The following is a 23,601-nucleotide window of genomic DNA, read 5'->3' as shown; positions in this document are numbered from 1 at the left end:
ATTAATAAAAATAACCATTTAATAAAATAATTTGCTTTACCATAAGTAACATAGAGAAAAATAAATAAAAAGTTAAAGATTATATGGTTATATTTTTATAACACAAAGTCATAAGCATGAATCTATTTATATAATCATTCTTGGCAATTGTTTTATGTGCTAAGATATTGCCATCAATTGTATTTAACATCACAAAAAATAAGTCTAATTATGTCAATTTGTTATGTTGCTTTAGGGAGCAACCTTGAAGATCCGCTTGCACAAGCTAATCGTGCTATTGAATCATTACGCTGTTTACCTAGCACAAAAGTGGTAGATATTTCACCATTTTACCGAAGTAAGCCCTTAGGGCCACAAGATCAAAATGATTATCTTAATGCAGTAATTAAACTGACGACAAGCTTATCACCTATAGCATTGCTTGATGAACTACAAGCAATTGAAAAAGCACAAGGACGCGTACGCAAAGATAATCGTTGGGGTGCTAGAACCCTAGATTTAGATATTTTACTTTATGATGACTTAGTCATTAATAATGAAAGACTTACTATCCCTCATTATCATATGAAAAATAGAGAATTTGTCCTCTATCCACTATTTGATATCAGTCCTGAACTTATTTTCCCCGATAACGACAAATTGTACGATTTAGTAGCTAAATGCCCTGAAAATGGATTAAAAAAGTGGAATAATTAATTATCTTTATTAATAACATATAGTTGTACTATTTTTTTATTTTTTAATTATAAAAATGATAAAAAAAATTTGCCAAAGGCTGAATTATTGCTATAGTTTAGCGCTTTCAAATAATCTTTACTTAAGGGGATTGCAGTGAAAAAGGAACAAAAAGTAAATACATCTTCTCTTAGCCTGCTTTCAATTGCTGGGCTTGAGCCTTATAAAGAGGCAAAAGGCGAGGAGTACATGAACCCTAAGCAATTGAAACATTTCAAACTTATTTTAGAAGCTTGGCTAACACAGCTACAAGGTGAAATGGGAAAAACAGTTACACATATGCAAGATGAAGCAGCGAACTTTCCAGATCCGGCTGACCGAGCAACACAAGAAGAAGAATTCAGCCTTGAATTACGCGCTCGAGATAGAGAAAGAAGACTCATCAAAAAAATTGAAAAAACGTTAAAGAAAATCGAATCAGACGATTTTGGTTATTGTGAATCTTGTGGTGTTGAAATTGGAATTCGCCGTTTAGAAGCAAGACCAACGGCCGATTTATGTATCGATTGTAAAACGCTTGCTGAACTTCGCGAAAAACAAATGGGTATGTGATCCCAGTTTTATCTATCATTCCAAATCAGACCTATGCATTATATCGGTCGTTTTGCCCCTTCACCATCAGGGCCATTACATTTTGGTTCGTTGGTAACGGCTCTTGGTAGTTATCTCCAAGCTAAATCTTGTCGTGGTAAATGGCTTGTCCGTATCGAAGATATCGACCCACCACGAGAAGTCAAAGGGGCATCATCACTTATATTAAAAACGCTTGAAGCGCTTAATTTATATTGGGATGATACAGTCTTGTATCAATCATCTTGCAGTGAGCGTTACCGCACTGTTTTAAAAACACTAATAGATAAACAACAAGCCTATTATTGTGACTGTACTAGACAACGAATTCAAAACCTAACAAATGGTATTTACGATAACTTTTGTCGTGAACGACATTTATCTATCAATAATAAGCAACAAGTTGCTATACGTTTAAAACAAAATCATCCTATTTTTCAATTTAAAGATCAGATTCTTGGCTTACAAACAGTTGAAAAAGCAAGTGCGCAAGAAGATTTTATTATTCACCGCAAAGACAGCTTATTTGCCTATAACTTAGTGGTAGTTTTAGACGATCATGAACAAGGAATTACCGAAATTGTTCGTGGCGCGGATCTTTTACCTGTTACTGCAAAACAAATCTCACTATATCAACTGCTTGGTTTTTCTGTGCCAAGTTACTGCCATTTACCACTAGTATTAGATAAAAATGGCAATAAACTATCAAAACAAAATCATGCTAGCCCGATTGATTTAAACAATTTTAAAGCGTTAACCGTCCAGGCTTTACAGTTTCTAGGACAATATGTGCCAGAAGATTGGCAAGACGCCACTCAAAAACAGTTACTAGATTGGGCTATACAACATTGGCAAATTGACAATGTCCCAAAACAGAACAGCCAATTATCCACCGATATAAGATAAATTAGGGATGAGCCCTACACGATGATCATGTAACAAATGCTTTTCTGGTTTAATCATTAATGAAGCAAGAATTCTTGCTTTTAATTGTTGTTTCTGTTCTGAGCTTTCCAACAAATCACGTAAATCAACCGCCGCATCACCAAATAGGCAGTAATGTAATTTACCGATAGATGATACACGTAATCGATTGCAGCTTTTACAAAAATCTTTTGAATAGGGCATAATCAAACCAATTTTTCCTTGATAGTCGCTGTGCACATAAATCTTAGCAGGACCTGATAATGGTTTTTTGGGTTGTAACTCCCAACCCTGCGCAATTAGTTGTTTTTCAATAAAACTACCAGACAAGTGATAACGATTAAATATATCATTGCTTTCACCTGTTTCCATAAGTTCAATAAAACGCAACTCTACTGGAATATTTTTAATCCATAACAAATAATCATTTAAATTATCATTCATGTTTTTCATCAAAACAGTGTTAATTTTGACTTTTTTTATACCTACTTCTAACGATTTATCAACACACTGCAGTAATTCTTTAAGCTTATCTTGACCAGTAATTAATTTAAATAAATGGGGAGAAAAACTATCAATACTAATATTAATCGCATTTAAACCAGCTTGATGCCAATGGTGAATATTTTTTAATAAACGCGAACCATTGGTCGTAATAGCGAGTTCTTTCACGCTGGGATAGGAAGATATGAGCGATAAGATATCAATAAAATCGCGACGCAAAGTGGGCTCACCACCCGTTAACCGAATTTTACGCACACCAAGTTCAGTAAATGTTGCAACAACATGATTAATCTCACTGAGCGACAAAAATTTATGTTCCTTGTTAGGCTGATAACCACTTGGTAAACAGTACTGACACTGAAAATTACACAGCTCGGTAATCGACAAACGTAGATATTGAAATCGACGCTGATAATTATCAACTAATTGCATATATACATTAAACACCTTATCCAAATCGGGAAGCATAACCATTTCTGCGTTATACCGCGGCTAATCCACCATATGAAAATGCCACTTAGGTAAAAAAGCTTCAGAGTTTGATTCAGTCTAGCATAGGCTTTATTTTTTGACTATGAGCAAAGTGATTTTTATAACGCGTCTTCTTTCCAATTAATAGAAACTTATCTATAAAAAATTTATTTACATTATGTTAATTTCTGCTAACCTTATTCAATTAAATTAATTATTTTATAATCCTAATCAATATATAATTAACCGAGGAATAGGTATAAATTTATAGCATAATAGATAATGTAATGGAATATAAGTTATATAAAGTGAGTCAATTTTAAATAAACACTAATAATAAAAGTTCCATGACAAATAACATCGATTTTGCAATAAATTGACCAATAATGAAGAATGAAAAAGGCATTTGCTTTTTTATTAGGCTGTGAAGATTCAAATCTAAAATCTATTGATAATACATTATTGGAAAATATAAAGACATATTATCTTCAAAAGATTCCAAGTAAAGATAATCAAATCTGTTTTTATTTAAGAAATATCTTATTTCCTTATCAAACTAAACAATTAACCTATTCTAAACAATCTATAACAAAAGTTTGGGTAAATAATCAACTTAATCAACATTTGGATCTATTTAACCGACTTATATTTAATCGCAAAACAATCCTATTTTTATAACAATCAATTATTATGAATAACAAAATAATAAAATCTGCCCGATATCTAACAAATTTAAGCTTAATTTTATTCCCAATCTTAGCATTCTCTGATGATGCTAGTCGCTATATAACTTATAACAATCTACTTTTTGATCGTGACGGCACAGTTATTATCGATAACAGCCAAGAAATTGACTCAATAAAATACCAAGATCATTATTGGATTGTGCAGTTAACCAACAGTAGCAATAACCTCCTCTACAGCAATATAAAAAAGATAGATAATTTTAAATTTGCTTTTGAAAAAAAAGGCGACATATTAAAGTTTAAAATCAAAAATAACTTAACTTATTTGGGCGCCGAACGAATAGCCTATTATTACCAAGATACACATTTATCAGTTGTCATTGATACCGATGGTAATTTAATTACACCCAAAGGGCGTTATTATCTCGAAATCGGCCCCTTTATTAACGGTTATGCCGAAGTAACTACCCCAGAATATGATGAAGGCTATTTAAATCTACAAGGTAAATTTTTTAAAAAACTCCCTAAAACAACACTGACACAAAAAACGCAATCCCAAACCAAACCACAATGCAAAATAATCACATCCGATACAATAATGCAGCTATGTAAAAAAAATAACAGCCAATATCTAGTTAATAGCAAAACAGGCAAAGAAACCGATGTTGGTTCCAAAGCGTGGACGACTAATTTTGAGTGCATCCCACAAAACCTTTCAGCAGGTTATTTTTGGCTAGGCAATTATCAAGATGGTTATCATGTTTATCAAATTTATGATTATGATGGGAAAATGCATTATGAAAATCAGTTTGATAGCATTTCTCCTTTATACGGTAAAGTAAGTTGGGTAAAAAATAATTATAATTCTAAAAAATATCACCTTATTGATATCAAAGGTAAAACACTTGGTGAATATGATTATTATACAGTTAAAGATGTTGGTAAGGAAAAACTTTATTATGCCCAAAAAGCCGCACCCAAAAATCAAAGTGAGGATGAAAAAGAGTTATTAAAAATTTTGGATATAAATGGTAATATTTTATTTTATGAAGATATCGTCGGTCAGGCACAATACAACTTTTGCAACCGTAATTTTAAAGTATTAAAAAATAAGGAAAATAAAATAGTTTGGCCAACAGACTTAGAGCGAGAATGTCTTTTAGATCGTTATATTCAATCAGTAAAAACCGATAACGACAACAGTTATCGACATAAAGAGCAAGAAAGTAAAGCGATTGAAATACCAAAAGATAAAGTTCCCGAAATCAGCCGCTATTTTACACAAATTCAATCCAACAAAAATACCAATCCATTTACATTCGAAAAAGGTGATATTTATCTTACAGGTCCCAACACAACTAAAATTGAAGGTATCGCAGAACTAAGTATACCTGAAGGATATATATATAGTGAAAAATATAACCCATCTAACACAGAACATTGTGACAGGTTTGTTGCGCCAGCTTATGACAATCAAAACCGATTATGTATAAATGTTTATAAACTCGGATTTATTGACTTACTTGAAGTCAAAAAGTTATTTGATGACAAAACCAACATCGAAAATTTAAAAACAAAAATTTCTTCAAGAATAGAAGATTATAAAGAATACAAAGACTATCAAAAATTTGAATGGTTAATCGACCCTGAATTTGATTTTGAAAACCAAAGTTTAAAATTCGGCTATCGATATCACATAGCAGAAAGCGATCAAAACAGAACCAGTCAAATTATCGAATATATAAAATTTGCCAAAGACCACATCATTGTGTTTAAAAACGATTATTACGACGATTATAACGATTTTAAGCCAATGGAATTTGATTGGCTTAATCGCATTAAGGTTTTTGAAAAGGCCGATATCAGCTCGACTTATCCTTGCAGCAAATTATCAATAAAAGACTCGGCATTATCTGCCAATAAATTTATTTATTTAGATAAAGAATTTTGCTTTCCACTACCGATAACCACACTCTTTGAAAGATATCCTACGCAAACTGAATTAAATAGTTACCATGAGTTATTTTCCTTCAGGGAAAACCAATACCCAATAAAAGAGGGAAAAACCTTATGGAATTAATAAAATATCTTCTCAGCACAATAGCTGTAACAATAATCGGACTCACTCTAAATGCGTGTGATGCTCCGCCACAACAAAGCCAATCCGAACTCAAAAAACTGCCCGAGGTTTTTAATTTAACTGAACAACAATGGCAAAACGAAATCCAACAACGATTTGACACCATAAACGGTAATGGCGAACCAATAAAATGCATATCAATAGTAATGACTGCGCCTTATTACATATTTGACAGACGATACGACTCTGACACATTGATCCTATTACAAACGTTAACAGAAGCAGGCTTGCTAACAGAACAAATTGAAATTAGCGGAATGGATAAAAATCGCATCGTTTATATCTATAACCTTACCGAAGAAGGCAAAAAATACTACAGAAAATGGCCTAACTTGAGTTCGTCAGGATTTTGTTTTGGCAAAGTGATTGTCAAGTCGGTAACCAAAATAACGCCATATAGCAATTATATTGAAATTGAATATCAATATGTTATTGATAAATTACCCCCCAAATTAATGCCCCAAAATGAATTAAAAACCGATACCGTAAGGTTTTATTATGATGAACAAACAAAAAAGCTCTATAGCCGTGGTATTGGCTTAATTGTTAAAAACTATTGGGATTAATTATCATGAATCTAAAATATCCACTGATAACTACTTTCAGCTTACTACTATTTGGTTGCAATAATGTAGATTATAAGCAATCGCTACAAGAAACTTTAAGTAGAGAAGATAATCGTGCATTATGTTATTTCCTGCCAAATAACCAAAACATCTTTCCTAACGATGTGTTTTTCGATAAACAAACTGAAATACTCGACCTATTTGTCGATCTCAAATTCTTAAAAATCAAAAACATCACAGCCCAATTTTATGATGCCAATACAGATATAACCACCCTGCCTAGATCCCCCACCAAAATTGAAGGATTAAGATATCAATTAACTAATGAAGGTAAAAAATATTTTGTTGGTAATAAAGGTGCTTTTTGCTTTGGCGATATCATCATTGATAAAGTGAACGACACTTACAATATAGAAATGATAAGAGGAGGTTTTCAGGTCGACACAGGTAAATGGATAGATTATAACTATCATTATACTAATATCCCTGATTGGGCTTATGATCAACGTTTTGAGCAATACTATAAAAAAATTTCACTGAATAGTCAGATATTACACAGTGCCAGAGCAACTTATTATAATAGTAACAATAGTTATGAAACGGGAATTAATAAAACAAAATTAATTACTTTAAAAACTAAAGATGAAGAATAAAAATAACTTAATATTTTTATTTAAAAATTAATAAAAAATGAATACTCAATAAAAGTTGGATTTTTTAAATCTTCTTTTAAGAAATCAATTATCACTAACAAAGCCTTCTTATAGTTATTATAATCTTCAATGATACAAGTAACATTAAGAAGGATCCACTCAGTTTCCTCTTAACTCGGACATATCATTAATTTCATTTATTCCTGAATTCAAACATGAAGTGCAATTTTAAACACGGTGGAGTGAAGAAAGTAGAAAGGTGATTTATACTAGCACCTTCGCACCACCACAGTTTGGAGATTGTGATCCTCGCCAAAATATTAGACAGTGCCCGCCTCTATCATTTTTTCGTTTTGGTAATATTGTTGTTCATATTGTTCAGGTGATACCCAGCCATTGGCTGAATGACGGCGTATCCGATTATAATAGATTTCAATATATTCAAATAGTGCTTTATTAGCCTGCTTCCTCGTTTTGTAGTAACAGTCATGAATAATATGGGTTTTGAGTGTATGAAAAAAACTCTCAACAACCGCATTATCAAAGCAGTTTCCTCTTCGACTCATGCTTTGCCTTAGCTCATATTGTAACAATAATTGCTTGAAATCAGCACTGCAATATTGGCTTCCTTGGTCACTATGAATGAGTACATTTTTAGGAAAGTGACGCCGAAATAAGGCTTGTTTTAATGTATTACACACTAAATGACGGTCTATGTAGCGACTGGTTTGCCTAGCAATCACTTTTCGTCCATATAAATCGATAATCACCGACAAATATAACCAACCTTCACCCGTTTTGATATAAGTAATATCGATTACCCATGTCGTATTCGGCTTATCAGGGTTAAATTGCCTATCTACTCCATTAAAATATTAACAGATCAAACCTTTAGCACCCACTAACACTCAGAAAACCAATTTAGCTTTTCTCGTAATGCAACAACAGGCCCAATAATAATTAAACTAGGACTACAGGCTTGCAAAGATAATTGTGCTAAATCACATAACTGGCCCGATATTACTTTTTGTTTCGTTGTTGTGCCTTCTTCAACAATTACAATTGGCGTATTTGCATTCATACCGTATTTAATTAATTGTTTTTCGATGTTACTGGCTTGAGATAATCCCATATAAAAAACTAATGTTTGCTTTTCAGCGGCTAAACTCTTCCAGTCAAGGTGACTACCATCTTTCAAATGACCAGTAATTAAACGTACGCTATGAGCATAATCCCGATGCGTTAATGGGATCCCACTATATGCAGAACAACCTGAAGCTGCTGTAATTCCTGGTACTACAGAAAATGGAATATCGGCGTTAAATAATGTTTCGAGCTCTTCACCACCTCGACCAAAAATAAAAGGATCTCCACCTTTTAAACGTACAACACGCTTACCTTTTTTAGCTTGTTGTAAAAGAATCTGATTTATTTGTTCTTGAGGTACACAATGAAATCCTGCTCGCTTACCAACAAAAATACGTTGAGCATCGCGACGGGTTAGATTCATAATTTCATCCGATACTAATCTATCATAGACAATAATATCTGCTTGTTGGATTTGCTGTAATCCCTTTAAAGTCAACAAGCCCGCATCACCTGGACCAGCACCAACTAACACAACCTCACCACGGGAATCAAGTGAAGTATCAAATAACTCATTAGTGAGTTTTTCAACATGATCTGAATCGCTATTAGCAATCGCTTGAGCTAACCTATCATGAGAAAATAACCTTTCCCAAAACCGACGACGTTCCGTCACTGTTTGATAGGTTGTTTTAACTTTATTACGTAAATAACCAGCATATTTAGCTAATTTGCCCAAATGTTGGGGTAAAATGGACTCTAGTTTTTCACGCAATAATCTAGCCAAAACAGGAGCATGCCCTTCTGAAGAGACAGCAACCATAATAGGGGAACGATCAATAATTGAGGGCATAATAAAACTCGCATCTCTTGGAGAATCGACTACATTACAAAAAATACGCCTTTTTTCCGTCTCAACACTCACCCTTTGATTAGTTTCCTGACAGTCTGTTGCCGCAATAACTAACCATTTATCATCCAGTAATTCAGCATTAAACTCCCCTTGAACTAAAACTAGTTGTTTTTGTTCATTCCAGCATATGAATTGCTCGTTAAATTCATGCGCATTGACAGTTAAGCGGGCACCAGCTTCAAGTAATAATCGAGCTTTACGTTCAGCAACTTCACCGCCACCGACTAATAAGCAATCACGGTTTTCTAGCTTACAAAATAAGGGGAAATAATCCATAACACCTCAAAATAAAACATTATCTGTTTAAAAATTTATTAACAACTAACCTCTAATAATAGAAATTTATTAATTATCCTATTGTTAATTGCTTCGTTATTTTTTTATCACTAATTATGATTAAAACCAAATATAATCCTAATTAATTTAACGTCTTTGGGGGATTGCTTACCATGCTTTCCCCCTTATATTGGTTATTTTAACCACACTTACTAAATTAAACAGCTATTAAGCTCGATCTTCTTTGGGGGTTGAATACCAGTATCCCAGTCCCATAAATAATGCACCAGAAACAAGATTTCCTAATGAAACCCATAATAGATTATGACCAATTCCAGCTAATGTGTAAGCATCGCTATGATGACCAAACCACGAAAGTGAAAAAAGTGTCATGTTCGCAACGGAGTGTTCATAACCACAAGCAATAAATGCTAACAAACACCACCAAATAGCGATAAACTTTGCCGAACCTTCAACTCGATTAGCCATCCAAATCGCTAAACAAACTAACCAGTTACATAAAATACCTCTAAAAAATAATGCCGAAGCTGAAGCAGATGTTTTTGCTAAAGCCGCTGCATGAACCAAACTAGTATCCGTTGATAATAGAGGTGTTGAAGCATAAAAATACAATGCAGCAACAAAAATTGAACCTAATAAATTTCCTAACCATGTTTGTGGCAATACTGTCCACATTTGGGTATGAGTAATTTTTTTGCATTTTACTCCTAGGGTTAAAAACATGGTATGCCCTGTAAATAATTCAGAGCCAGCAATTACAACCAATGTTAAAGCAATACCAAACGTTGCTCCCATAAGTAAAGGTCTTATTGATGGTTCAACAAGGTTTCCTAAAGTAAAAATCAAAATAATACCTATTCCTACATAAGCCCCAGCCATAGCAGAACTTAGCCAAAAACCAAATGGGTTCGTTTTTGCCAAACGAACAATACGCGCAGCATTTGCTGCACATTTATTAATTGTCTCTGTATACATAATTAATTTATCCTTTTAAAAATACATTTAGCGCGACTTTACTTGTACGATCCCATCGTCATTAACATCTACTTCATAATGAGGGATTGAATATTGTTCATCTTCCAAACAATAACCATCTTTTAAACGAAAGCGTTGCTTTTTAAGCGGACTTGCCACCCATAACTCATTTTCATGTTCTGCTATAATGCCTCGGGATAAAACACTTGCCTTAGCAAATGGATCAATATTACTAATCGCATAAAGCTCAGCATTATTATAAGGGCGAAAAATAGCCACATGATCATTACCAACAAGTGCACAAACTCCTGTGCCAGGTAAAATCTCATCAAGTTTACAAATAGTTATCCATTGACTCATATTATTCCCCTAACATTACTTTACGTTCTTCTGCTGTTGCTGGGCGATGCTGATCACGCTCAGGTACGATTTGGACATTCTCATCACGTTTGTTACTATTAATAAAATGAGAAAATCGAATTTGACCTTCTGTATTTTCAACAGCTTCCTTCCATTCACATACCATTAATTTACGTAAGCGTGTCATTTCACTTTCTAACTCAGCATTTATGCCTAATTTATCGTCAATAATAACACTACGTAAATAATCAATACCGCCATCTAAATTTTCAAGCCAGACTGACGTCCGTTGTAATTTATCTGCGGTACGAATATAAAACATAAGGAAACGATCAATATATCGAATTAGTGTATTTTTATCGAGATCAGCAGCAAGTAAATCAGCATGACGAGGCTTCATACCACCATTACCACACACATAAAGATTCCATCCCTTTTCAGTAGCAATAACACCAATATCTTTACCTTGAGCTTCGGCACATTCACGCGTACAACCTGATACGCCTAGTTTAAATTTATGTGGTGCACGAATGCCTTTATAACGGTTTTCTAGCTCAACGCCCAAACCAACACTATCTCCGACACCGAATCGACACCAAGTACTACCTACACAGGTTTTTGCCATTCTTAATGCTTTGGCATAAGCATGACCACTCTCAAAACCAGCCTCAATAAGCTCCTTCCAAATAGCTGGAAGATCGTCTTTTTGTGCTCCAAATAAGCCAATGCGCTGTGAACCAGTAATTTTAGAATAGAGCTGATATTTTTTAGCTATTTGACCAACAGCAATTAATCCTTCTGGAGTAATTTCACCACCAGCACTACGCGGAATTATCGAATAAGTACCATTTTTTTGAATATTACCTAAGAAAATATCATTACTATCTTGTAGAGGAATCAAATTATCTTTAAGAATATAATCATTCCAACATGAAGCTAATAAAGATCCGACGGTAGGTTTACAAATTTCACAGCCATAACCTTTACCATGTTTTTTAATCACTTGCTCAAAAGACGTTAGGCCCTCAACACGGATAAGATGATATAACTCCTGACGAGAGTATTTAAAATGTCCGCATAATGCATGGCTGACCTCAATGCCTTGTTTAGCTAACTCTAAATTAAGAATTTGTGTAACAAGTGGAATGCAGCCTCCACACCCAGTCCCAGCTTTAGTTTCAGCTTTTATTGCTGCAACCGTATGACAACCAGCATTAATGGCATTAACAATTTTTTCTTTAGTCACATCAAAACAAGAGCAAATCTGTGCTGAATCGGGAAGCGCATCAACACCCATAGCTGGTTTTGCTCCTGCATGTGCAGGCAGTATCAGCGTATCTGGATGTTCAGGTAGATCCATATCATTAAGCATTAATTGCAATAAATTACTATAATCTGACGTATCGCCAACCAATACCGCACCCAAGAGTTTTTTATTATCATTCGAAACAACCAATTTTTTATAAACTGGCGTTGTTTCATCTAAATAAACATAACTATGACACCCTATTGTTTTTGCTTTAGCATCGCCAATGCTACCGACATCGACTCCCATCAGCTTTAGCTTAGCGCTCATATCGGCGCCTTCAAATTTATCTGTTTGTCCCATTAAATGCGCTAAGGCTATCTGAGCCATTTTGTAGCCCGGTGCAACTAAACCAAAAACCTTGTTTTGCCAACAAGCACATTCACCAATAGCATAAATATCAGGATCCGAAGTTTGGCAATAATCATTAATAACAATTCCCCCACGAGGACCGATTTCTAACTCGCATTCTTGAGCTAATTTATCATTTGCTCTAATGCCAGTTGAAAAAACAATAAAATCGACTTCAAGTGCAGAGCCATCCGCAAATTGCATGATTTTCCCAGCAGGTGTATGAATAATTTCTTGAGTATTTTTACTGGTGTGAACACCTACCCCCATCTCCTCAATTTTACGACGCAGTTGTTCTCCACCCTGAACATCCAACTGTTCGGCCATAAGCACTGGAGCAAACTCAACCACATGCGTTTCCATACCTAAGTTTTTTAAAGCTCCAGCTGCCTCAAGTCCAAGCAATCCACCACCCACAACAGCGCCTTTTTGACAACGCTTTGCACATTCTTGAATAGCATCAAGATCTTCAATCGTACGATAAACAAAACAATCCGAACCATTAGCACCTTTAATCGGTGGTACCCAAGGATAAGATCCTGTCGCAATAATCAATTTATCATAAGCAACAATTCGCCCTTGTTGAGAATGAATCTCCTTACGCTGACGATTAATTAAAATAGCCCGTTCATTAAGTAAGACTTTAATATTATTCTCTTCGTATAAACCTTCACGAACTAGAGAAAGCGCTTCTGCTGTGTGACCAGAAAAATAAGAAGAAAGATGTACCCGATCATAGGCAAGACGAGGTTCTTCACAAAAAATAGTAATATTGAATTGATTGGGCTGCATTTTATCAATTAACTCTTCAATAAAACGATGCCCAACCATCCCATTACCAATAACAACGAGGTTGGTTTTACTCATACATAACTCCAATTTTAATTTAATTAAATTGCTAAAAAATTTTAATTTAATAACATTGTATGAAACTGTGCATAGAATATAACTACCCTCAAGGATTACTACTTTAGTAGTATTTAAATATCAACTTGCTAAAACGCACTTAAAATAATTGCCAATTTTAGCTAAACCAGTATAATTAGCCGACTAAATAAATTGAGTAATAAAAATTGAATTACAATTCAAGAAAGCTGCCTTCACGTGAAACCTTAGCTCGAGCGCAAAGATTTAACGATGACATCGTTGATGTTTCTGGTGTTGATCTGGTTTTGAGCTTAATAACAACGGCCGATCTAATTCGTGCTAATATCTATGCGCAATTAGATAAAGATTACGGCGTTTCTGAAGGTAAGTTTGCCTTATTGATGTCATTGTTTTCAGAAGGTGAAACCTGTGCCAGTGATCTTGCTTTGCGCATTGGCGTAACACCTGCGACAGTATCAGTAATGGTTAAACGAATGCTGGCAGCGCCAGAGCCTTTAATCTCGATGTCAAAAAGTGGTGATGATGGTCGTTCTCGATTAATCACTTTAACACATACAGGCGAAAAGCTGATTCAAAATGCATTACCCAATCACCTAAAATCAATTCGCTCTTTTGCACAAGTACTCAATTCGCAAGAACAAGAGTCTTTAATATTGATGTTACGTAAATTATTACGAAAATAACGGACTTTAATCATTAAAGTTCTTCATTTCACTTAAATAGTTAGCTGACTAAATAAATGGAAAATAAGCTATATATGAAAAAAAATGTCAAAATTCCTGTTATCTTTTTACTCCTGCTAATCTTTGGCTCATTTTTAATCTTTTTAGGTTCAAGAAATGATGCGGTCTCGGTTGCCAAAAGCATCAAATCTGGTGTATTAACTGCCGATGAGATTAATATTGCCTTTCAAAATGTCGGCGGAAAAGTCACCAAGCGATTTGTAGAAGAATCACAAATAGTAAAAAAAGGTGATCCTTTAATGCAATTAGAAGATATCGATACCAAACTAGCTATCGATCGACTACAAGCTTTAGTTGATAGCCAAAAGGCGGCAGTAAACCAAGAACAAAAAAATATTGAAATCACTGAAAGTGAAACCAACCTTTCAGAATTATCAACTTGGCGAAAAATAGAAGAAGTGCAAGCCAATTTAGAAGCAGCGAAATCGGCTCGATACCTAGCTAATACTGAATTTGATCGCCAAACCCAATTACGTAAATCGGGGGGAAACTCGCAGTCACAACTTGATAATGCTCGCAATGTTTTTATTAATGCAAAAATGCAAGTTATTCAAATTGAAAGCCAACTTTCTACCTTAATGATTGGTGCGACGCCTGAACAAATTAGCCAATTTGAACAAACAAAAAATGCAACAGGAATGACAATACAATCAATCTTAATTGCACGACAAAAACTGTTAAACCGCCAAAATCAATTAACACAGCTTCAATCACAACTCGCGCAAGGCGAAGCTGAATTAAAACAACTACAGCTTAATTATGATCGACTAACATTAAGAGCATCTGAAGATGGAAAAGTATTAAAACTTATGTTTGAAGATGGCGAAATGGTACCAAACGGTGCGCCAGCAGTCTTATTAGAAACCGATCGTAAATATATCGACATTTATGTGAATGAAAAAATGGTTAATGACTATCAACCAGGCACAACGGTTACAGCAAATGTAATTGCACTTAACAAAGAAGTAAAAGGAAAAGTACGTTTTGCCACCGCTGCGCCATCATTTGCTGATTTACGCATGACACGAGAACGAGGTCAAGCTGATTTAACCTCTTATCAAGTCAGAATTTACATAGAATCAATTCCTAAACTATTAACTGGAATGACACTTGAGGTTGAAAAATGATGCAAAACATCATTAAATCCATGCTTGAAGAGCTTGACGCCATGTTGTCTGGCCATTTTATACCTTATTATAAAGTTTCGCTTGGCTTAGCTGCTATTGTTTCGCTTGTTTTTTCAATTGTATTAAGTCATGGAGCTGTGTTTGAAGGAAAAATTGCGGTTATTGATCTTGATGGTTCTCATTATTCGACTGAATTAATTAGCAAAGTCAATACATCGCCTTATATTGAAGTGACAGAAGTAATAAGATCGCCAGTAAATCCAATAACATTGGTTTCACACGACCGTAATTTAGGTGTTTTATATATTCCTAAAGGTCTAGAAAAAAGCTTAAAAAAAGGCGATCAAACCGTACGCCTAGGCTATTTTGCTGATGATACAAACGATGCACAAAATGCCAAAGTACTACAAAGCCTTAATGAATATATTCCAGAATTGGGGGCTGAACTTAGTGTTGGTAAAGTTGCAGCATTAGGACTTGGTAAAGAAGGCATTGAAGCAACTTTATCACCAATGCAACTTAAAACACGATATATGTTTAATCCAGCAAGCTCGTCCACCATATCGACGATTATATATTTTGTCTACTTTTTCTCGTCACTGACTTACGGCCTAACCTCATTAATGATTATTGGCCGCTTGAAAGTAACTGGCATGTGGGAACAAACAATAGAAAGAGGACTCTTACCTTTATTAGCAAAAACAATCCCTTATGCACTATTTTTTACAACAGCATTAACGCTTATCACAGCCATACTTGTTATATTTGGACAACTGCGTTTTGGCGGTAACTATTTTGCTTTTGTACCGAGCATATTTATGACCGGATTAGCATTTGGTTGGCTAGGATTGTTACTGTCTTGGAAAACTAACAACCCAGGAGAAGGCGCTGGTCGAATGATTTTCTTAGTACCACCCGGGTTTATCATGGGCGGTTCAACAATGGCTGTGGGAATAATGCCAATTTGGACTTACTATGTCAGCCATGCTTTCCCATTAGTTTGGTTATTTAAATTTTTCCGCGATTTTGCCATGCGAGGGCGTTCACTGATTGATATGTTAGCAACTTATGGGGCTTTCATCATCTATTTAACGATTATTGCTTTTGTCGTGATGATATTTGTTGAGCGAGCAAAAAAAGCGGCTAATGCATCATAATTTATTAGTAATTTTAGTTTCGAGCGTTTTAAGCATTATAAAAAAAACAATACAATACCTCGCTCGAAAAAAATAATCGATAAATTTATGTATATAAAAAAGCCTAATTTGTAGGAAAACGTCGAGTTATTTACAATTCATGATTAAAATAATCCTCTAAAAACTCATAAGACGTTTTCCCTGAAATCGCTTTATACGGTATAAAAATTAATAAAGCGTTTGAGCTTTTGTTTTCTAACCTTTGAATCGCTCATTATTTGCTGATTGTGCAACCTCTCAATTAACGAACGTATCACACTTTCGATTTAACCATTCGTTTGAAAGCAGGCAGATTTGGTGAATGTTTAATTGATACGATGGTTCTCACACATTTTAATAAATGGAAAACAAAGAAATCTAAATTCATCACAAAACGGTATAGAATCCTGAATATTTTTTACAAAATAGCGCCTAAATGTGAATAATTGGTTAAATATCTAATAGTTAGAATACAACTCACCTAGAAAATGACGCTATCTGTATTCCGTGTTTTATATTCAATGGGAGCATGTTATTTAATGTTTGATGAGATCTTTCAGTGCAATAAATGGCTAGACAACTGACCATAAAGCGGTTAGCCAAATCAGTGACGGTGATTTTTCTTTATGATATAGGCATCATCATCTGTTTGGGATACAGAGTTATGTCTATGCATTACAATTGTTTTTCAAATTACGGTAAACAACGCAAGTCATTCCTACAAATACTTAATGTGCTATCACTTAACACATTTTAACCAGCAGCGTTCAACTGCTGGTAATGAATTGTACGTTCTTGCTAATTCAAAACAACGCCTTGATCTTTCATATTATAATTTACCTGCACTACCGCAAATACGAATTTTATCTTCAACAATTTTTTTCATGGCAGCTTTTGCTGGCTGCATATAGTGTCTTGGATCGTTGACGTCAGGATGGAGTTTAAAATCTTGTTTTAAAGCATCTGAAAAGGCAATTTTTAATTCAGTTGCCACATTTACTTTGCAAATACCCAATGAAATCGATTTTTTTACCATCGCCTCAGGTATACCCGATGCACCATGTAACACTAGTGGAATATCAACTTTATTTCGAATTTTGGCTAATCGTTCAAAATCAAGTTTAGGCTCACCTTTGTACATACCATGAGCTGAACCAATAGCTACCGCAAGTGAATCTATTCCTGTGCGTTCGACATACTCTTTTGCCGCATTGGGATCTGTAAAAGCACTATCTTTGTTATCGACAATAAGATCGTCTTCTTGCCCGCCAAGCCGCCCTAATTCGGCTTCAACACTAGCATTATATTTATGACTAAAAGTAACCATTTTACTAACTATATCAATGTTTTCTTCAAAGGGGTGATGCGAAGCATCAATCATAATCGATCTAATTCCTGCCTCTATTTTTGTTTGAATATCACTGATATTTTCATGATGATCCAAATGTAACGCAAAAGGAAAATGATGAATGCTTGCTGCTGTTTCACAAATACTGATTAAATACTGTATTCCTGCGTAACTATAAGTTGCTGGCGTTGCTGCAAGTATCACGGGGGATTGCATCTGTTTAGCGGTATCAATAACAACTTGGATAGTTTCAAGGTTGTGTATATTAAATGCGGGCACAGCATAACATTCACGTTGAGCTTTTTTTAACATCTCTTGACTAGAAATAAGATACATAATTTAATCCTCATTAATCTGTTATTTTGCAATGATTTTGGTGACTTTAACGTGTTGATAATACTTGTCATAATTATCCATATTGACAAAACCGGTTTGCGATTCCATTGCATTTAGCATTCCCATAGTCATCGCACGTTTAAGCATTACCTCTACAGCTTCATTTTCATGAATGCTAACAGCAAGCCCAGCTAACGTAACATCACCCGATCCAACAGGATTAACCACGTTAATTTTAGGAATTGAAACTTGGTAATAATTGTGATGACAACGAGCAAAAGCACCGTTTTTACCTAATGAGATGATGATAAAAGCAATATCATTTAGTAAAGGATGATTAACGGCTTTAACTAATGAAGTTACATCATTTGGATCGATATCCATTTGAATAATCTGCTGTAGTTCATCTTTATTGGGTTTGATTAAAAAAGGTTTATTTTTAGAGATGAGCGTTTCTAATAACATCTTACCGGATGAGTCTAGCAATACAGGGATCTGATACTTATTTGCCTTTTCAATTAATTGAGTATAAAAACCGACTGGAAATCCTTGTGGCAATGACCCTGAAATAGCAATAACCTGCGCTTGGCTAAGCAAATTTAGGTAGTGTTCCAGAAAAACATTGACATCATGATTATCTAATACTGGCCCTGACTCTAGGATTTCAGTTTGATTTCCCTCATGTAAAATGGCAATACAGTTTCTTGATTCATGTTGGGTGATATAAAAGTTGTAATTAATATTATCGTTATCTAATTGTTTTTGAATATACTCGCCCGTTGTTCCACCAATAATGCCTGATGCAAGAACAGGAATACCTGAGTATTTAATGCCTCGAGTTACATTAAGCCCTTTACCTCCTGCGGTTTTTTTTACCTCTGAAACTCGATTAATATCATTAATCGCTAATTTATTTAATGGATACGATATATCCACCGAAGGGTTCATCGTAATTGTTAATATCATATTTTCTCCTACGCATTGATATCGTTGGGAGAAATAACAAGCTTAAATGATCACTACCATTAAATCGACTTGGCTAGAAGCAAAAATTTTTATCATTTAGGGTATCGAACCTAAACGAGTAATGGTTTTTAATATTTATGACCAATTAAGATATAAAAACACACGAGTGTAAGCACAAATATTAAACCGCTATTAATTTAATACCCTTTACCACAAATTCTTGTTTACAGCTACTGTCAACATCAGTATCAGTAATAATGGTATCAAGTTGGCTAAGTGGTAACACAACATTAATCCCATTACGACCAAATTTTGATGAATCGAGCACGGCAATCACATTTTTGGCGACATTAGCCATAACACTGCTGATAGTGTAACCTTCGTTAAACGTTGTTATTCCTCTTTTTGCATCAATTCCATCTGCACCAACAAACAAAATATCAGCAGAGATGCCAGTTAACGATTGCTCAGCAATTTTTCCATGAAAAGAACGCGTTTTATGTCTAAGTGTACCACCACACATAAATAGCATAATGTCACTATTGTCTGATAATATAAATGCAGAAGTAAGACTATTGGTAATCACAGTAATATGCTTCAATTTTACGAGTTCTTCAGCTATCAACATGGTTGTACTACCACTATCTAAAATAATAGTGTCACCTTCTTTAACATGTTTAACCGCTTCAATTGCAATACGTTTTTTAGCTTCTATAAATCGCTGATAACGTTCTTCTAATTGCAGTTCTTTAAATGATTTTAAGTCACCGTTATTTATGATTTTGGTTGCTCCGCCATGAAATCGTGTTAGCACTCCTTGTTTTTCTAGCAATCTCAGATCGGTTCTGGTTGTGACCTCAGAAACATTGAACTGTTCCGACAAATCAGAAACTAACACAGTTCCTTTCATATTAAGAAGTACTACTATCTGTTGGCGTCTTTCACTTGCATTCATAATATTTCCTTTTTCGAAAATTTTTTAGCAGTGTATAACAAACAGAATCAAAAGATAAGATTTCATTTTCAATCGCTGACTTAAATCAAAATAATTACATGCAATTTAATAAAATTTTGCCATTCATAGGACGACCATTTAAGGCAGTCACTTGTTTAATAAATGAATCAAATCCCTCTATGCCAGCAATCAGCTCATCAAGTTTAATTTTTCCATCCATAAAGTACTGACTTACTAATTGCCACTCTTTACCTGGCCATGGCGCTGAATAGTTCATCCAACTGCCTAAAATTTGTAACTCTTTTCGTAAAATCAGTCCAAATGTTTTTTCTGGAAGTGTAATATCATGATGAAGTGTACCCACCAAGGCTATCTTCGCTCTAGGGCCTGCAATTTCAATGGCTAAGTTGACCGTAACTGGTGAACCCGCCGTTTCTAATACAATTTGATCAAAGCGAGATAAAGATAAAGCTTGGTAAATCGCATCGGTGCTAAGATCTTGAGAATGATATACCATATCAGCGCCTAGTTGTTTGGCTAGATCGAGGCGCTGCTGGTTAATATCAAGCACCGCAACTGATTTTGCCCCCATTGCCTTGGCACATTGCATAGCAAGTAATCCGATTGTGCCACCACCAACGATGACAACATTTTTGCCCTCACATCCATTAGCCAATAACAAAGCATGCATTCCAACAGTCATTGGTTCAAAAAATGCACCCTCAAGCGGGCTGATACCTTTAGGTAATTTAAACGCATTTTTCTTATCTAACACAATATACTCAGCAAAACCGCCTGTTATCCTTGAACCAACAAAAGTATAATTCTTACAAAGTGAATAATAATGATTTTGGCATTCATCACATTTAAAACATGGTAACAATGGCACGCAAGATATTAAATCATCAATCTCAAATTCAGTCACACCACACCCAATTTCAACAACTGTGCCACTAAATTCATGTCCCAATGTAATGGGATAAAAATGAGCACCATGGTGAAATATACGCGGAATATCTGAACCACATAAACCACAATAAGCCACTTTAACTAAAATTTGATCTGGAGATGTTATTTTGGGCATTTCTATATTTTGTATAGATAAAGCTCCCCCTTCATTGACAACAACCGCTTTCATGTTATTTTCCTTTATTGGTAAACAAATTACGTTGATGTATTGCTTTCACTCGTTACTGAGTGAAAGCTTTCTGATTGATTTTGGTGATGACTGTTTTGGGATTATTTTATTACTCCATCTTCTTGATATAATGATTGATTTTTTAAAAATAACTGGTATTTTTGTGCACGTTTCCATGTCAAAAATAAGCAGAAAAGGTAAAACAATCCAATAAGGGCAAAACCAATAGGTTGTTTCAAGTTGACCAACTGAACCATAAGATAAGTAATGGGTGACCCACCTTGATCCATTGCACCAACTGAAATGCCATTATTCGTAGCCATCGTGCCTGCATTAATGGCTAGTTGAGTAGTCAATGGAACCATTTGGGTGGCAATCCAAAGTGTAATGGCGATAATGATAGAACCAGAAATAATGATTCTAAACAGGTTACCTTGATGAACCGCTACCCCCATTGCGATAAAAAAGCCAATAGTTGCCAGATCACCAAAAGGTAAAACTTCATTACCAGGTAGGATAATGGCGATAAAAATACTTAATGGAATAAATATTAAACTTGCCGATACTACCGTTGAATGTCCTAATAACAATGCTGGATCTAAACCAATAAGAAAATCTTGCCCACCAAATTTTGATTGCAAATGTTTACGAGCTTGTTTAGAGATCGGTGTTAATCCATCCATAATAGGTTTAATTACGCGTGGCATTAATAACATTACCGCTGCAGTTTGAATCGCTAGTTGTAGCGTTTCTTTCACCCCATACCCTGCTAATAAACCTAATATGATGCCCATGAATAAGCCTACGGTAACAGGCTCACCAAACGCACCAAACCGCTTTTGCATATCAACAGCATTAAAATTAATCTTATTAATGCCTGGGATTTTTTCAATGACAGCGTCAACAAAAACAGCAATTGGACCACAATATGCAGAAGTACCATGAGGAACCGCAATACCGTCAAGCTCAAAAAAATTTTTGGTATCTTTGGCAAACCAATCACCCAGTTTATAAGCAATAATGGCATGAACAATAACCCCTACAATACCAAGCCAGTAAGAGCCTGTTGCAATGTAAACAAGCGCGCCAGTAAATGTCATGTGCCATATATTCCAAATATCAACATTAACAACCCTAGTTAATCTTAAAACTAACATAATAATATTTACTGCAATAGCGATGGGAATGGCTACTAAAGCAATTTGTGAAGCCCAAGTCATAGGCGCTGCACCAGGCCAACCAACATCGATAACATTTAGACTAATATCAAATCTTTCAGCCATCGCTTGAGCAGCAGGCCCAACAGAACTGGTTAACAAACCAACAACTAGTCCTATACCAACAAACCCTATTCCTATATGAATTCCAGCTTTTAGTGCATCACCCAACTTCATTCTTAAAGCTAATGAAAACAAGATAATCACAATGGGTAGCATCACCGATGGGCCAAGATCGAGAATGTACTGCATAATTTCAGTAAACATAGATTTATCCTTTTAAAATAGATAATATTTTTTCTTTTAGTTGATCAATACCAACCCCTGATACAAAAGGCATTCCATGAACAATTGGAATATCACCAAAATTCTGATCCATTCGGGCTGTAGTACAGATCAAATCAACATCATCAATAAAAGTATTAATTTCATTAATGCGACATTGAATAAGATCAAATTGAATATTATTCTCGTTGCACAATTCTTTTATCTCTTCAGCAGCTAAAGTGGAAGTTGCAACAGCACCACCACAAGCAACAATAATCTTCTTTTTCATAATGCCTCCTGAAACTTATTGATTAAATATCACGTTATTAAAATGATCCACAACTTCATTTTGCGGAGCGTTTAATAAAAATTGGTAAAAGTCTTTATTTTGTAAATTTGAAAAAAGCGCTTTTAATAGCTCAATTTGATCCTCAGGTGAAGTCACAACAAGTGAAATAATCAATGAAATATCAATATTGCTATCATCATCAGCTCGATTAAAAGCAACTGGGGATTGAGTGCGAATAATAAAGATTGCAGGAGTATTTGCATGTTTTGCTTCACAATGCGGAATCGCCACAGCATAACCATCAAAAGCAATACCCGTTGGAAATAATGCTTCCCTTTCGATTAAGGCTTTTAAATGACTTTCTTTAACAATGCCCTTTTGTTGTAATTGCTCACTAATATAAGTTAATGCTTCTAATGCATTATCAAATTTAAGGTTGTTTTCGAAAAAAAGCTGAAATTTATTCATATTTGTTCTCCACTATTTTTTAGTTTATTTTTTCGAATTTGACTTTCGAAAACAAAACAATAACGAAAGATTATTGCCTTTCGAATTAAAAAGCAAATAAGATTTTATATTTTTGTGATCGGAATCTATTTTTCAATAGTAACGCTC

22 protein-coding genes, 1 pseudogene and 1 riboswitch are annotated in these 23,601 nt (G+C 34.7%); of the genes and pseudogenes, 10 read left to right on the top strand and 13 right to left on the bottom strand.

What is annotated here, in order from left to right; genetic code table 11:
• Window positions 1-210: 210 nt before the first annotated feature.
• From folK to gluQRS, 3 genes are all read left to right on the top strand, one after another.
• Window positions 211-696 carry a 2-amino-4-hydroxy-6-hydroxymethyldihydropteridine diphosphokinase gene (gene folK, locus ACGH6S_RS01350; RefSeq protein WP_065589653.1) on the top strand — a complete coding sequence of 162 codons (486 nt, stop codon included), beginning with the start codon at window positions 211-213 and terminating at the stop codon, window positions 694-696.
• Window positions 697-831: 135 nt separating this feature from the next.
• On the top strand, window positions 832-1,287 hold the full coding sequence (dksA, locus tag ACGH6S_RS01345; RefSeq protein WP_034910366.1) for an RNA polymerase-binding protein DksA: 456 nt from the start codon (window positions 832-834) through the stop codon (window positions 1,285-1,287).
• Window positions 1,288-1,320: 33 nt separating this feature from the next.
• Window positions 1,321-2,211 carry a tRNA glutamyl-Q(34) synthetase GluQRS gene (gluQRS, locus tag ACGH6S_RS01340; protein WP_411578233.1) on the top strand — a complete coding sequence of 297 codons (891 nt, stop codon included), beginning with the start codon at window positions 1,321-1,323 and terminating at the stop codon, window positions 2,209-2,211.
• On the opposite strand, the gene moaA is transcribed toward gluQRS, so the two are convergent.
• Window positions 2,191-3,165 (bottom strand): GTP 3',8-cyclase MoaA, encoded by a 975-nt coding sequence (gene moaA, locus ACGH6S_RS01335; protein WP_411578232.1) that lies wholly within the window; start codon window positions 3,163-3,165, stop codon window positions 2,191-2,193. The two genes, gluQRS and moaA, sit on opposite strands and share 21 nt — an antisense overlap.
• A riboswitch (molybdenum cofactor riboswitch) is annotated at window positions 3,162-3,283 on the bottom strand. It overlaps the preceding gene by 4 nt.
• A gap of 314 nt (window positions 3,284-3,597) precedes the next feature.
• On the opposite strand from moaA, the gene ACGH6S_RS01330 reads away from it, so the two are divergent.
• Genes ACGH6S_RS01330 through ACGH6S_RS01315 form a run of 4 tightly spaced genes read left to right on the top strand, consistent with a single transcriptional unit; the run spans window position 3,598 to window position 7,249 of the window.
• Window positions 3,598-3,882 (top strand): hypothetical protein, encoded by a 285-nt coding sequence (locus tag ACGH6S_RS01330; protein ID WP_411578231.1) that lies wholly within the window; start codon window positions 3,598-3,600, stop codon window positions 3,880-3,882.
• 12 nt (window positions 3,883-3,894) lie between these two features.
• Complete coding sequence (locus ACGH6S_RS01325; RefSeq protein ID WP_411578230.1) at window positions 3,895-5,970, top strand: hypothetical protein; 2,076 nt, start codon at window positions 3,895-3,897, stop codon at window positions 5,968-5,970.
• Complete coding sequence (locus ACGH6S_RS01320) at window positions 5,961-6,596, top strand: hypothetical protein (RefSeq protein ID WP_411578229.1); 636 nt, start codon at window positions 5,961-5,963, stop codon at window positions 6,594-6,596. The genes ACGH6S_RS01325 and ACGH6S_RS01320 overlap by 10 nt, the downstream gene beginning before the upstream one ends.
• Window positions 6,597-6,601: 5 nt before the next feature.
• Window positions 6,602-7,249: a hypothetical protein gene (locus ACGH6S_RS01315; RefSeq protein ID WP_065561354.1), complete on the top strand. Its 648-nt coding sequence runs from the start codon at window positions 6,602-6,604 to the stop codon at window positions 7,247-7,249.
• 320 nt (window positions 7,250-7,569) lie between these two features.
• Here the strand turns inward: ACGH6S_RS01315 and ACGH6S_RS01310 are convergent.
• The 5 genes and pseudogenes from ACGH6S_RS01310 to nirB form a co-directional block, all read right to left on the bottom strand.
• Window positions 7,570-8,118: pseudogene (locus ACGH6S_RS01310) on the bottom strand (IS3 family transposase); the annotation flags it as partial.
• Between the two features lie 32 nt (window positions 8,119-8,150).
• Window positions 8,151-9,524, bottom strand: a complete 1,374-nt coding sequence (gene cysG / locus ACGH6S_RS01305; RefSeq protein ID WP_411578228.1) for a siroheme synthase CysG — start codon at window positions 9,522-9,524, stop codon at window positions 8,151-8,153.
• A gap of 228 nt (window positions 9,525-9,752) precedes the next feature.
• Window positions 9,753-10,520, bottom strand: a complete 768-nt coding sequence (gene nirC / locus ACGH6S_RS01300) for a nitrite transporter NirC (protein ID WP_411578227.1) — start codon at window positions 10,518-10,520, stop codon at window positions 9,753-9,755.
• Between the two features lie 27 nt (window positions 10,521-10,547).
• Window positions 10,548-10,880 carry a nitrite reductase small subunit NirD gene (gene nirD, locus ACGH6S_RS01295; protein ID WP_085164526.1) on the bottom strand — a complete coding sequence of 111 codons (333 nt, stop codon included), beginning with the start codon at window positions 10,878-10,880 and terminating at the stop codon, window positions 10,548-10,550.
• Between the two features lies 1 nt (window position 10,881).
• The gene (nirB, locus tag ACGH6S_RS01290) at window positions 10,882-13,404 is read right to left on the bottom strand and encodes a nitrite reductase large subunit NirB (protein WP_411578226.1); all 2,523 of its coding nucleotides are present in this window, start codon (window positions 13,402-13,404) and stop codon (window positions 10,882-10,884) included.
• Between the two features lie 206 nt (window positions 13,405-13,610).
• Here nirB and ACGH6S_RS01285 point away from each other — a divergent pair, with 206 nt between their 5' ends.
• The 3 genes from ACGH6S_RS01285 (at window position 13,611) to ACGH6S_RS01275 (ending at window position 16,452) form a co-directional block, all read left to right on the top strand.
• Window positions 13,611-14,108 (top strand): MarR family winged helix-turn-helix transcriptional regulator, encoded by a 498-nt coding sequence (locus ACGH6S_RS01285; RefSeq protein WP_411578225.1) that lies wholly within the window; start codon window positions 13,611-13,613, stop codon window positions 14,106-14,108.
• A 74-nt stretch (window positions 14,109-14,182) separates the two neighbouring features.
• A complete protein-coding gene (locus ACGH6S_RS01280; RefSeq protein ID WP_411578224.1) occupies window positions 14,183-15,295 on the top strand; it encodes an HlyD family secretion protein in 1,113 nt (370 codons plus the stop codon).
• Window positions 15,292-16,452, top strand: a complete 1,161-nt coding sequence (locus ACGH6S_RS01275; RefSeq protein ID WP_411578223.1) for an ABC transporter permease — start codon at window positions 15,292-15,294, stop codon at window positions 16,450-16,452. The genes ACGH6S_RS01280 and ACGH6S_RS01275 overlap by 4 nt, the downstream gene beginning before the upstream one ends.
• A gap of 847 nt (window positions 16,453-17,299) precedes the next feature.
• On the opposite strand, the gene ACGH6S_RS01270 is transcribed toward ACGH6S_RS01275, so the two are convergent.
• From ACGH6S_RS01270 to gatA, 7 genes are all read right to left on the bottom strand, one after another.
• Window positions 17,300-18,154, bottom strand: a complete 855-nt coding sequence (locus tag ACGH6S_RS01270; RefSeq protein ID WP_085164531.1) for a tagatose bisphosphate family class II aldolase — start codon at window positions 18,152-18,154, stop codon at window positions 17,300-17,302.
• A gap of 21 nt (window positions 18,155-18,175) precedes the next feature.
• A complete protein-coding gene (locus tag ACGH6S_RS01265) occupies window positions 18,176-19,120 on the bottom strand; it encodes a hexose kinase (RefSeq protein ID WP_085164533.1) in 945 nt (314 codons plus the stop codon).
• A 181-nt stretch (window positions 19,121-19,301) separates the two neighbouring features.
• On the bottom strand, window positions 19,302-20,075 hold the full coding sequence (locus ACGH6S_RS01260; protein WP_085164535.1) for a DeoR/GlpR family DNA-binding transcription regulator: 774 nt from the start codon (window positions 20,073-20,075) through the stop codon (window positions 19,302-19,304).
• A 94-nt stretch (window positions 20,076-20,169) separates the two neighbouring features.
• Window positions 20,170-21,213, bottom strand: a complete 1,044-nt coding sequence (locus tag ACGH6S_RS01255; RefSeq protein ID WP_411578222.1) for an alcohol dehydrogenase catalytic domain-containing protein — start codon at window positions 21,211-21,213, stop codon at window positions 20,170-20,172.
• Between the two features lie 101 nt (window positions 21,214-21,314).
• Window positions 21,315-22,697, bottom strand: coding sequence for a PTS galactitol transporter subunit IIC (locus tag ACGH6S_RS01250; protein ID WP_411578221.1), 1,383 nt, complete (start codon window positions 22,695-22,697; stop codon window positions 21,315-21,317).
• Window positions 22,698-22,701: 4 nt separating this feature from the next.
• Complete coding sequence (gatB, locus tag ACGH6S_RS01245; RefSeq protein ID WP_065606572.1) at window positions 22,702-22,986, bottom strand: PTS galactitol transporter subunit IIB; 285 nt, start codon at window positions 22,984-22,986, stop codon at window positions 22,702-22,704.
• A gap of 15 nt (window positions 22,987-23,001) precedes the next feature.
• Window positions 23,002-23,454, bottom strand: a complete 453-nt coding sequence (gene gatA / locus ACGH6S_RS01240) for a PTS galactitol transporter subunit IIA (RefSeq protein ID WP_085164542.1) — start codon at window positions 23,452-23,454, stop codon at window positions 23,002-23,004.
• Window positions 23,455-23,601: the final 147 nt, after the last annotated feature.

The organism is Gilliamella sp. BG3 (genome assembly GCF_046635605.1).
GTDB lineage: Bacteria > Pseudomonadota > Gammaproteobacteria > Enterobacterales > Orbaceae > Gilliamella > Gilliamella bombi.
This window is presented reverse-complemented; position numbering and strand designations above follow the sequence as displayed.

What these genes read in the sequence shown, in the direction of transcription:
- ACGH6S_RS01320 (WP_411578229.1), top strand. Translation starts at nt 5,961, where the DNA reads ATGGAATTAATAAAATATCTTCTCAGCACAATAGCTGTAACAATAATC.
- moaA (WP_411578232.1), bottom strand. Translation starts at nt 3,165, where the DNA reads ATGCAATTAGTTGATAATTATCAGCGTCGATTTCAATATCTACGTTTG.
- gatA (WP_085164542.1), bottom strand. Translation starts at nt 23,454, where the DNA reads ATGAATAAATTTCAGCTTTTTTTCGAAAACAACCTTAAATTTGATAAT.
- folK (WP_065589653.1), top strand. Translation starts at nt 211, where the DNA reads ATGTCAATTTGTTATGTTGCTTTAGGGAGCAACCTTGAAGATCCGCTT.
- ACGH6S_RS01250 (WP_411578221.1), bottom strand. Translation starts at nt 22,697, where the DNA reads ATGTTTACTGAAATTATGCAGTACATTCTCGATCTTGGCCCATCGGTG.
- ACGH6S_RS01255 (WP_411578222.1), bottom strand. Translation starts at nt 21,213, where the DNA reads ATGAAAGCGGTTGTTGTCAATGAAGGGGGAGCTTTATCTATACAAAAT.
- ACGH6S_RS01270 (WP_085164531.1), bottom strand. Translation starts at nt 18,154, where the DNA reads ATGTATCTTATTTCTAGTCAAGAGATGTTAAAAAAAGCTCAACGTGAA.
- ACGH6S_RS01280 (WP_411578224.1), top strand. Translation starts at nt 14,183, where the DNA reads ATGAAAAAAAATGTCAAAATTCCTGTTATCTTTTTACTCCTGCTAATC.
- ACGH6S_RS01260 (WP_085164535.1), bottom strand. Translation starts at nt 20,075, where the DNA reads ATGAATGCAAGTGAAAGACGCCAACAGATAGTAGTACTTCTTAATATG.
- gluQRS (WP_411578233.1), top strand. Translation starts at nt 1,321, where the DNA reads ATGCATTATATCGGTCGTTTTGCCCCTTCACCATCAGGGCCATTACAT.
- gatB (WP_065606572.1), bottom strand. Translation starts at nt 22,986, where the DNA reads ATGAAAAAGAAGATTATTGTTGCTTGTGGTGGTGCTGTTGCAACTTCC.
- ACGH6S_RS01315 (WP_065561354.1), top strand. Translation starts at nt 6,602, where the DNA reads ATGAATCTAAAATATCCACTGATAACTACTTTCAGCTTACTACTATTT.
- ACGH6S_RS01275 (WP_411578223.1), top strand. Translation starts at nt 15,292, where the DNA reads ATGATGCAAAACATCATTAAATCCATGCTTGAAGAGCTTGACGCCATG.
- ACGH6S_RS01265 (WP_085164533.1), bottom strand. Translation starts at nt 19,120, where the DNA reads ATGATATTAACAATTACGATGAACCCTTCGGTGGATATATCGTATCCA.
- nirC (WP_411578227.1), bottom strand. Translation starts at nt 10,520, where the DNA reads ATGTATACAGAGACAATTAATAAATGTGCAGCAAATGCTGCGCGTATT.
- nirD (WP_085164526.1), bottom strand. Translation starts at nt 10,880, where the DNA reads ATGAGTCAATGGATAACTATTTGTAAACTTGATGAGATTTTACCTGGC.
- ACGH6S_RS01325 (WP_411578230.1), top strand. Translation starts at nt 3,895, where the DNA reads ATGAATAACAAAATAATAAAATCTGCCCGATATCTAACAAATTTAAGC.
- cysG (WP_411578228.1), bottom strand. Translation starts at nt 9,524, where the DNA reads ATGGATTATTTCCCCTTATTTTGTAAGCTAGAAAACCGTGATTGCTTA.
- ACGH6S_RS01330 (WP_411578231.1), top strand. Translation starts at nt 3,598, where the DNA reads ATGAAAAAGGCATTTGCTTTTTTATTAGGCTGTGAAGATTCAAATCTA.
- nirB (WP_411578226.1), bottom strand. Translation starts at nt 13,404, where the DNA reads ATGAGTAAAACCAACCTCGTTGTTATTGGTAATGGGATGGTTGGGCAT.